The sequence below is a fragment of the Polynucleobacter sp. AM-25C3 genome, from assembly GCF_018882335.1.
Lineage (GTDB): Bacteria > Pseudomonadota > Gammaproteobacteria > Burkholderiales > Burkholderiaceae > Polynucleobacter.
The window spans coordinates 1-8,671 of record NZ_JACVOS010000021.1 but is presented as its reverse complement, the minus strand read 5'-3'; the positions used below and the strand labels follow the sequence as shown (position 1 = coordinate 8,671).

The window sequence follows — 8,671 nt, the reverse complement described above, 5'->3', positions numbered from 1 at the left end:
TGGAGTCTTCTCGGGTACAGGCCCTAGAAAACCCATTTGGTCCCAAAGTATTGGGGATGTGATTGGTAAAGGTGTAAACCATGTGGTCGGTACCGGACGTAAAGCATGTGTCCGGTACGTACCAGTATTTCTTGGTGGGCCGGGGCGGAATCGAACCAGGGCCTAAGATGCCTAATCTTTTATTTGCCCATTCGTTAACTTGGCCCTTCCATGTATAAAAAGTTTCTTACCAACAAAGTTCGCCACTAAAGAAATAATAGCGGTGAACGTTCCGGTCACAATTGCTTCCGTTGTGTAGCTACCGAAGTGTGTTGGGTGTATCAATAAGTCAGCAATAAAGCACATGCCACCAGTAATTCCAGCCAAAAGATATTTATTGCTAAACCATCGATGAGTAAATAGCGAAAGGACAAGAACACCAACACCAGTGATAAATCCCGTCTCTACCGCCTTTTGAAGATGGCCTATGGTTGCCAACCAAATATTACCTTGGACCATAACCAATAAACAGGCGGGGGTTGCTTCGCAAAATGGCGTTACAAAAACCTTCATTTTTTGGCTCAACATATCACGTCCATCAATAGGGTATGTCACGGTAACATGCACAAGCAAAACGCACAAATGAAAAACCACTCGAAGGTGGTTTTAGTGTTTCTTGGTGGACCGGGGCGGAATCGACCAGGACTCAAGATATTTAACTTAATTACTTATCAAGCTTTACAGTAACTCCACTAGCGCTGAGGTTAAGCTGAAGGCCCTCGGAAGTACTGGTTAAGCGCATGATGACGCCATTTTCATTTTTAAGGGCAGTTCCGCCAACGCCACCACCCAATGTGATGCTGCTCTCTAATTTGGTAAAGGTACCAGGAAACTTAGATATATTGGTTAAGTCGTACACCTCACCACTTGCGGCCAATTTAGACACACCCACATTGGCACCAAGACTCATTCCACCAATCTTGAATGGATACTTCTTCCCTTGATAGGTAAGCACACCGCCACCAGTGCTACCGCCAATAATTAAAGCAAACTGGGTTTCATTAATACTTACTGTACCGGATGGCTTTTTAGGAGCATCTGCCGCACTAGCACCAAAACTAAAAATGGCTAATCCCAAAATTAGAAAGGAAAGGAACTTGCGAATATTTGTCATGTAACTTCTCCACTTGTTGTAGCCCATAGAATGATTATGGAATCAGCAATATTGCTGATTAAAGCTTACTCCGGTTACGCGATCAAGACAAATTAAAAAAGCACCTGAAGGTGGTTTTGATGTTTCTTGGTGGCCCGGGGCGGAATCGACTAGGGCCTAGGATGCCCGATCTTATTATCAATAATTTCGATTATTGAGTTCATTTAAATTCATTGGCCTGATATCCGCAGAAGGGGCAAGATATGTTCATCGCAACCAACAATAGATGGAGTTAAAAATGAAAATTCAAAATAGACTAGCGAGAATAGCTGAAGGCCCGTACTTCATTAACCATACATACGAGATGGATTTGGAAACCATTTTAAATCCGGCTCTAGGGGCCATTCAGGGGACTCAATCATGAACATTCTCATCCCCTTCATGGCGGGTAGATAGCCGTCACAAAGGCGGAGTAGCATCAAAATTAAGCAAATCGAACTAAATCAGCTAAGCTGAAATAGTCGTCCAAAATGATTTACTTCAAAGGAGATCAATATGACATCAAAAGGCGCATGCCCTGTCGCTCACGGAGCCAATACTGAATCTGGCAATAGCCCAATGGCCTGGTGGCCTAAGTCACTTAATCTAGACATTCTTCATCAACAAGATACGAAGACAAACCCAATGGGTCCGTCTTTTAACTATCGAGATGAATTGAAAAAACTCGATGTGAGCGCGCTTAAGCAGGATATGAAAGAGCTGCTGCTCGATAGCCAAGACTGGTGGCCAGCAGACTGGGGTCACTACGGCGGACTGATGATTCGTATGGCCTGGCACTCTGCCGGTAGCTATCGTATTGCCGATGGTCGAGGTGGGGCTGGCACAGGCAATCAACGCTTTGCTCCATTGAACTCTTGGCCAGATAATGCGAACTTAGATAAGGCGCGTCGTCTCTTATGGCCCATCAAAAAGAAATACGGCAATAAAGTAAGCTGGGCCGATCTCATGATCTTGGCTGGCACTATTGCTTACGAATCCATGGGACTCAAAACATTTGGCTTCTCATTTGGTCGCGAAGATATTTGGCACCCAGAAAAAGATATCTATTGGGGCTCTGAAAAAGAATGGCTCCAAAAAAGTGGCGGGGAAGGAAGTCGCTATTCTGGAGAGCGTGACTTGAGTAATCCATTGGCAGCAGTGATGATGGGTTTAATTTATGTCAACCCAGAAGGTGTTGATGGCAATCCTGATCCTTTGAAAACCGCTCAAGACATTCGAGTAACTTTTGCTCGCATGGCCATGGACGACGAAGAGACTGTTGCGCTCACTGCAGGCGGGCATACGGTTGGCAAAGCCCACGGCAATGGCAATGCAGCCAATCTTGGTCCCGCACCAGAGGGGGCTCCGCTTGATGAGCAAGGCCTTGGTTGGATGAATCACAAGACACGTGGTATTGGCAGAGATACTGTTACCAGCGGAATTGAAGGTGCCTGGACAACAAACCCTACTCAGTGGGATAACGGTTACTTCCACTTGCTCCTCAACTACGACTGGAAGCTGACTAAGAGTCCAGCAGGTGCATGGCAGTATGAGCCCGTCGACATCAAAGAAGAAGATAAGCCGCTTGATGTTGAGGATGCCTCAATTCGTTGCATGCCAATGATGACCGATGCAGACATGGCGATGAAAATGGATCCACAATATCGCAAGATCTCAGAGAGGTTCTCCAAGGATCAGCCCTATTTCTCCGAAACTTTTGCACGTGCCTGGTTCAAGTTAACCCATCGCGACTTGGGTCCTAAAGCAAGATACTTCGGACCAGATGTTCCTAAGGAAGATTTGATTTGGCAAGATCCTGTGCCGGCGGGTCCAAAAGACTACGGTATTGAGGCTGTAAAAACGAAGATCAAAGCTAGTGGCTTATCTATTAGCGATCTAGTAACGACTGCTTGGGATAGCGCTCACACTTATCGTGGCTCGGATAAACGCGGTGGCGCGAATGGCGCACGTATTCGTTTGGCACCTCAAAAAGACTGGGCAGGAAATGAGCCAGAGCGTTTGGCAAGAATGCTGTCGGTCTACGAAAAAATTGCTAAAGACTCAGGTATTAGCATTGCTGACACCATCGTGCTTGGCGGCAATATCGGTATTGAACAAGCTGCTAAGGCTGGAGGGTTTGATGTCAAGGTGCCATTCACTCCAGGTCGCGGTGATGCTACTCAAGAAATGACAGACATAGAGTCATTTGAGGTGCTTGAACCACTAGCAGACGGCTATCGCAACTGGTTAAAAGAAAACTATGTTGTCACGCCAGAAGAAATGCTCTTAGACCGCACACAGTTAATGGGGCTCACCGCTCAAGAGATGACTGTGCTGGTTGGTGGTATGCGTGTTATTGGTACAAACTATGCCGGAACCAAGCATGGCGTATTCACAGAAAGAGAAGGCGCATTAAGTAATGACTTCTTCGTCAATCTAACTAATATGAATTACCAGTGGAAACCTACCGGTCGCAATAGCTACGATATTGTTGAGCGCAATACAGGAAAGGCCAAATGGACCGCTACTCGAGTTGATCTGGTCTTTGGCTCTAACTCTATCCTGCGCGCCTACGCAGAAGTATATGCACAAGATGACAACAAAGAAAAACTTGTAAATGACTTTGTTGCAGCTTGGACCAAGGTCATGAACGCAGATTTATTTTAATTAATATTTAGTAATGACTTTGTATTCATAAGGGGGGCTTGCCCCCCTTATTTTCTGCATCCCACTCAAGCAAAAATGCTGGAAATACTAACCCTTCAATGCCACTCTAATATCTCGATAAATCTGCAAACTTGCTATGAGCACAAGAGAAAGGGAAAGAGGTATGACCGCTATATAACCGACCGTTTTAAAGCTAATCGCCCCAACGATTCCACCAACCAAGAACATTCCGAATATAAATAAATGGGTTTTGAGCTTTTCCCTGTTTGCCCTCACATATCCAATTTCGTTGGCTTGCTTAGACTTATTCCAATAAATTAACTTTCCTACTTCAATTCCAATGTCGGTAATGACGCCTGTCATATGAGTAGTTCTAATTTCTGCTTTAGAGGCTTTAGTGACAATGGCATTTTGTAAGCCCATCACAAAACATAAGAGTAGGGCGATGGCTGGAACTGTTAAAGGTAGATATAAATTGAGATTAGCGCCCACCAAACCAAAGACCAACAACAGAGCGGCTTCAAGGAATAGCGGTAAGGCAAACTCGCTATGAATTTTTCTTCTATGGCCCCAGTTAACAATAATGGCCGTTGTGGCAGCGCCGAATAGAAATGAGAGCAAGAGCGATATGCCGCCCAAAACTGAGATGAAGTCATTCAGAGCAAGGTCATCGCCAATTGCAGAAATAATCCCACTCATATGGGATGTATAGCGGGAGATGGCCAAGAAACCCCCAGCATTTACCGCTCCCGCAACAAAAGCCATATAGGCACCCAATTGAATATTGGTTTTATGGGATCGCTGTGCGCTTGTTAAGCGGTGGATGAACTCAATTGGCATTAAGTTTTCATTTTACGACTCAAGACTTAAATGGCCGCAAATTAAAAACCACCCGAAAGTAGTTTTGGCGCTTCTTGGTGGCTCGGGGCGGAATTGACTAGGGCCGAGGATGTCTGACTCTGCTTTAGACTATCCCATAACTACTTCCTCCTAAGGCTCAAATGGCTTGGATCATTACCAAATACTTACTAACAGCAGGAATGGTTGTATTCATTTCTGAAGTTGCCAAACGAAGCGATAGGTTGGGTGGCTTTATTGCGGCATTGCCACTGATGACTCTATTAACTCTTGTATGGCTCTATGTGGAAAACCAACCTGAAGAGAAAATAGCCAATCACGCCTATTACACTTTTTGGTATGTGATTCCGACATTGCCAATGTTTTTGCTGTTCCCATACCTGCTTCCAAGGCTGGGCTTCTGGATGACCATGGGTGCGTGTGTAGTGGCAACAGTTATCTGCTTTGGCTTATTTGCCTTAGTGATGAAGAGCTTTGGAATTAATCTGCTCTAAATGAAAAAACCACCCGAAGGTGGTTTTAGTGTTTCTTGGTGGCTCGGGGCGGAATCGAACCGCCCACGCAAGGATTATCGGCCCTGACAATCAACCGGCATCTCCCACAAAGGCTTTTCCTGACTATAGTCACAATTTACGCCTACAGGCGATGTTGAACTGGCAGCGCAGCCAGTTAAGATTAACAAAAATAAAAATGTAGTTACCGAACTAAATAGTTTTTTCATTACATCAAATCTCCAATTGGCTTATATACCTTCATTTTCCCATGGCTCCCTGAGGACGCCAAGTGAAAAAACCACTCGATAGACCGCTTTCGCTTTGATTTCAAGGGCTTCAGCCACCAGTCTCGACTTGTCTAAAAATTGTGTGTCCTTGTGCCGGTCGATTTTGTGAATGAAATCAGAATCTTGCGAGAGTCAATTTTTCAATGCGCAGAAATGTATCCACCCCCATGCCAATCAACCACCATGGTTGCTCAAAATGTCGTTTAAAACGACATTCCTATACGGGATCAATATGGGTCATCACATTGAGCACCGGCAATCGTTTCTTGATTTGATTACCAGCGTTAAGGGCGATGTCGTGTCCAACTTTAACAGTGGCATTTGCATCCACATCAATATGGACATCCACCAAAATCAAGTCACCCATCTTGCGAGTTCTCAAATCATGAAAACCTCTAACGCCATCAGTAGATTTAATAATCTCCTCTATCTGACGATGCTCTTCTTCTGAAACTGCCCTATCCATCAAGTCATGCAGGGCATCCCATCCAAACTTCCAACCCATCTTTGCCACCATTAGGCCGACAACTAAAGCACCAATAGCGTCAAAGATTGGGTGCCCTAATAAGGCACCAACAATACCAATAGATACAACCAATGAAGAGGCAGCATCAGATCGCGCGTGCCAAGCATTGGCTACCAGCATGGAAGATCGCACTCGCCTGGCTACTGCCAACATATACCTAAAAAGCATCTCCTTTGCAACCAAAGAAGCCAATGCAACATATAAAGCTAGGATTTGAATTTGTCCGGCCGGCGCCGGATCAATGATCTTTTCTCCAGCCTTAAAGAGCATGCCAGCACCAACGGCCAATAATGAAATTCCTAAAAATAGAGAGGCGGCAGTTTCATATCTTTGATGACCGTAGTGATGGTCTTCATCAGCATCTTTGGCGCTATGGTGATTGGCAAAAAGCACTACAAAGTCAGCCACCAGATCTGTCGCGGAATGAATGCCATCCGCAATCAAGCCTTGCGAGCCAGAGACGATGCCTGCAAATACCTGAGAAACTGTTAAGCCGATATTAACAACGACACTAACCAATGTGCTCTTCTTGGCGGCATCTTGCTTCGCAGGTGTTTGTGATTCGTGATCTTCTGTAACTTTATCCATAAGCTGATACTAGCAAATAAGGATGAAGTTTTGATGTTGTTTTAAGCGACGTTCATGCAATGGGCCAATTGCCTGGGCAATAAAAAACCACCCGAATGAACTGACCCCCAAAAGTTGGACACCAAGTCCAACCAAGGGGGTCAGTTCAGAAGGTGGTTTTAGTGTTTCTTGGTGGCCCGGGGTGGAATCGAACCACCGACACAAGAATGCCCGATCCTATTTCTTCAAAATGAATTCAGCTGAAAATTTTACTAACTCGTCTTCTTTTTGATTAAAGCCATGATAGGCAAGGGCCCAACATACATTTCCCGTGCTAATGCCCCCATCCATTGTGATGAATTCTGCTCTAGTGCCATTAGGTCTACTTTTTATAAGACTTTCCGATGCCGAGATAGGTGTAACACGACAAGTATCTTGTACATGATGAATCGCCAAGGTGGGAAGCATTGTGCTGTCTTTTAATATCGCTGTGTGTTCGGTGCCGGCAACAATAAATCCAGAAATGGCACTTTTATTACCAAACCTATTTACAAATTCTGTGACGCTGACTGTTCCATTACTATGGCCAAACAGCCATACAGGAACATGGAATTTATCTTTATAGTAGTTCACCACGCTTAGAAGTCTATTTTGGTAATTGTCTGTTAAGCGACCTCCACCTTTAATGCTTAAGTCATCAGACGAATCTACCAATACTGAATCTATTCCATATTGAGCCCAAATACCTTGAGACCTCACAAAGGTATGACTGCTTCGAGCTGACCCATTATCGAAAATACCCGCCTTGCCGTCGCCGCCCATGAGCAAAATAACCAAAGCCTTGGGATTTTCAACTGCGATAAGCGAAGTCCTTGTAGGGTCGTTATTCTGATATGGAATATTTATTACTTCGGCCCTTACCGTCAAGCCAGCAAATGCTAAGCTAGTGAGGGCGACTATCTGAATGATCTTCATGATTACATCCTAACTGAGCCCAAATGAAAAAACCACCCGAAGGTGGTTTTGGTGTTTCTTTGTGGGCCGGGGCGGAATCGACCGAGACTGAGGATGCCCTACTCTATTGGTGCCATTTCAGCCCCAACCGGTCTTTTGTAGCGGTTATAAGACCACATGTATTGATGTGGTTTGGAAACTATCGTCTGCTCAAAATACCGATTCATCTCTGTACAGGCATCAACTAGACAATCGGGAAATGCTTCTGTCATTAGTTGACTCTTAATAATCCAGCCTCTTCCTAGACCTAGTCTTTCTGCCCCAACAAAAAGAATTGCCACTTTCGCCTGACGAGCCAATTTAATTGGAAATGATGTTGTGTAAGCATATTGATTAAAAAATTTAGCCCAAACTCCATCGCCAACACTAGGGACCTGATCTGCTAATAGGCCAACTACCTCGCCTCTTACTAAAGCTCGCTTAATCTGACGAACCCCACCAATATTTGCCTCAACAAACTCAATCTGGGAATGCTTTCGTGATTTAATCATTAAATCATTCACCCATCTTTTTCGAGCTGGCCTATACATTACCGTTGCTCTTGTATGCTCAGAAAAAATACGGGGCACTATTTCAAACCCTCCCAAATGTGAGGCAAGGACAATTAAGCCTTTTCCATTTTTGGATAGCTCAATAACTTGATCTAGGTTTTCTATAGTTGCTTTATTAATGGAAGATTTTGGATGCCTCCAAATCCATAGCGTGTCGGCAAACATCATTCCAGATTCAGCAGCCACCCTCAACGGGGTTAATTTAAATCCGCAATAGTTAGCGGCGCTCTGATGATTTTTATATAGACGACGCCGATATCGGGGCGAGCACAAATAAATCAATAGCCCTATACAGGCCCCAGTAATCTGGAGAGCCGCTAATGGAAGCGAGCTAAAGAGCCTCAGAAAAAAATACAGCATTGGCTATTCTAGGCCCTATTAAAGAAAAAACCACCCGAAGGTGGTTTTGGTTGTACGACTCGATACATAGTTAACACTTTATACCGGACACATACTTTACAGTTTTTGGCATAGGAGGGACCTTACTATGCCGTGGAATGAAAGTACGAAGATGGATGAAAAGCTCAAGTTTGTAT

Annotated in this window: 8 protein-coding genes; 2 read left to right on the top strand and 6 right to left on the bottom strand. The window is 44.5% G+C overall.

What is annotated here, in order from left to right:
- Positions 1 to 171 precede the first annotated feature (171 nt).
- Together ICN12_RS10510 and ICN12_RS10505 are read right to left on the bottom strand one after the other, a co-directional pair.
- Entirely contained in the window at positions 172 to 567 is a 396-nt protein-coding gene (locus tag ICN12_RS10510; protein WP_216272459.1) for a hypothetical protein, read from the bottom strand.
- 136 nt (positions 568 to 703) lie between these two features.
- Positions 704 to 1,153, bottom strand: coding sequence for a DUF1134 domain-containing protein (locus ICN12_RS10505; protein WP_216272458.1), 450 nt, complete (start codon positions 1,151 to 1,153; stop codon positions 704 to 706).
- A 534-nt stretch (positions 1,154 to 1,687) separates the two neighbouring features.
- Between ICN12_RS10505 and katG the strand changes: the two genes are divergently transcribed.
- A complete protein-coding gene (gene katG, locus ICN12_RS10500) occupies positions 1,688 to 3,838 on the top strand; it encodes a catalase/peroxidase HPI (protein ID WP_216272457.1) in 2,151 nt (716 codons plus the stop codon).
- An 87-nt stretch (positions 3,839 to 3,925) separates the two neighbouring features.
- Here katG and ICN12_RS10495 read toward each other — a convergent pair whose 3' ends face one another.
- Positions 3,926 to 4,678: a YoaK family protein gene (locus ICN12_RS10495; RefSeq protein WP_216272456.1), complete on the bottom strand. Its 753-nt coding sequence runs from the start codon at positions 4,676 to 4,678 to the stop codon at positions 3,926 to 3,928.
- A 161-nt stretch (positions 4,679 to 4,839) separates the two neighbouring features.
- On the opposite strand from ICN12_RS10495, the gene ICN12_RS10490 reads away from it, so the two are divergent.
- A complete protein-coding gene (locus tag ICN12_RS10490; protein ID WP_216272455.1) occupies positions 4,840 to 5,190 on the top strand; it encodes a DUF3147 family protein in 351 nt (116 codons plus the stop codon).
- A 504-nt stretch (positions 5,191 to 5,694) separates the two neighbouring features.
- Here the strand turns inward: ICN12_RS10490 and ICN12_RS10485 are convergent.
- The 3 genes from ICN12_RS10485 to ICN12_RS10475 all read right to left on the bottom strand — a co-directional run bounded on the left by ICN12_RS10485 (position 5,695) and on the right by ICN12_RS10475 (position 8,303).
- Entirely contained in the window at positions 5,695 to 6,591 is an 897-nt protein-coding gene (locus ICN12_RS10485) for a cation diffusion facilitator family transporter (protein ID WP_216272454.1), read from the bottom strand.
- 216 nt (positions 6,592 to 6,807) lie between these two features.
- Positions 6,808 to 7,545 carry an alpha/beta fold hydrolase gene (locus tag ICN12_RS10480; RefSeq protein ID WP_216272453.1) on the bottom strand — a complete coding sequence of 246 codons (738 nt, stop codon included), beginning with the start codon at positions 7,543 to 7,545 and terminating at the stop codon, positions 6,808 to 6,810.
- A 98-nt stretch (positions 7,546 to 7,643) separates the two neighbouring features.
- Entirely contained in the window at positions 7,644 to 8,303 is a 660-nt protein-coding gene (locus tag ICN12_RS10475) for an LpxL/LpxP family acyltransferase (RefSeq protein ID WP_216272452.1), read from the bottom strand.
- Positions 8,304 to 8,671: the final 368 nt, after the last annotated feature.

What these genes read in the sequence shown, in the direction of transcription:
- ICN12_RS10510 (WP_216272459.1), bottom strand. Translation starts at nt 567, where the DNA reads ATGTTGAGCCAAAAAATGAAGGTTTTTGTAACGCCATTTTGCGAAGCA.
- ICN12_RS10505 (WP_216272458.1), bottom strand. Translation starts at nt 1,153, where the DNA reads ATGACAAATATTCGCAAGTTCCTTTCCTTTCTAATTTTGGGATTAGCC.
- katG (WP_216272457.1), top strand. Translation starts at nt 1,688, where the DNA reads ATGACATCAAAAGGCGCATGCCCTGTCGCTCACGGAGCCAATACTGAA.
- ICN12_RS10495 (WP_216272456.1), bottom strand. Translation starts at nt 4,678, where the DNA reads ATGCCAATTGAGTTCATCCACCGCTTAACAAGCGCACAGCGATCCCAT.
- ICN12_RS10490 (WP_216272455.1), top strand. Translation starts at nt 4,840, where the DNA reads ATGGCTTGGATCATTACCAAATACTTACTAACAGCAGGAATGGTTGTA.
- ICN12_RS10485 (WP_216272454.1), bottom strand. Translation starts at nt 6,591, where the DNA reads ATGGATAAAGTTACAGAAGATCACGAATCACAAACACCTGCGAAGCAA.
- ICN12_RS10480 (WP_216272453.1), bottom strand. Translation starts at nt 7,545, where the DNA reads ATGAAGATCATTCAGATAGTCGCCCTCACTAGCTTAGCATTTGCTGGC.
- ICN12_RS10475 (WP_216272452.1), bottom strand. Translation starts at nt 8,303, where the DNA reads ATGATGTTTGCCGACACGCTATGGATTTGGAGGCATCCAAAATCTTCC.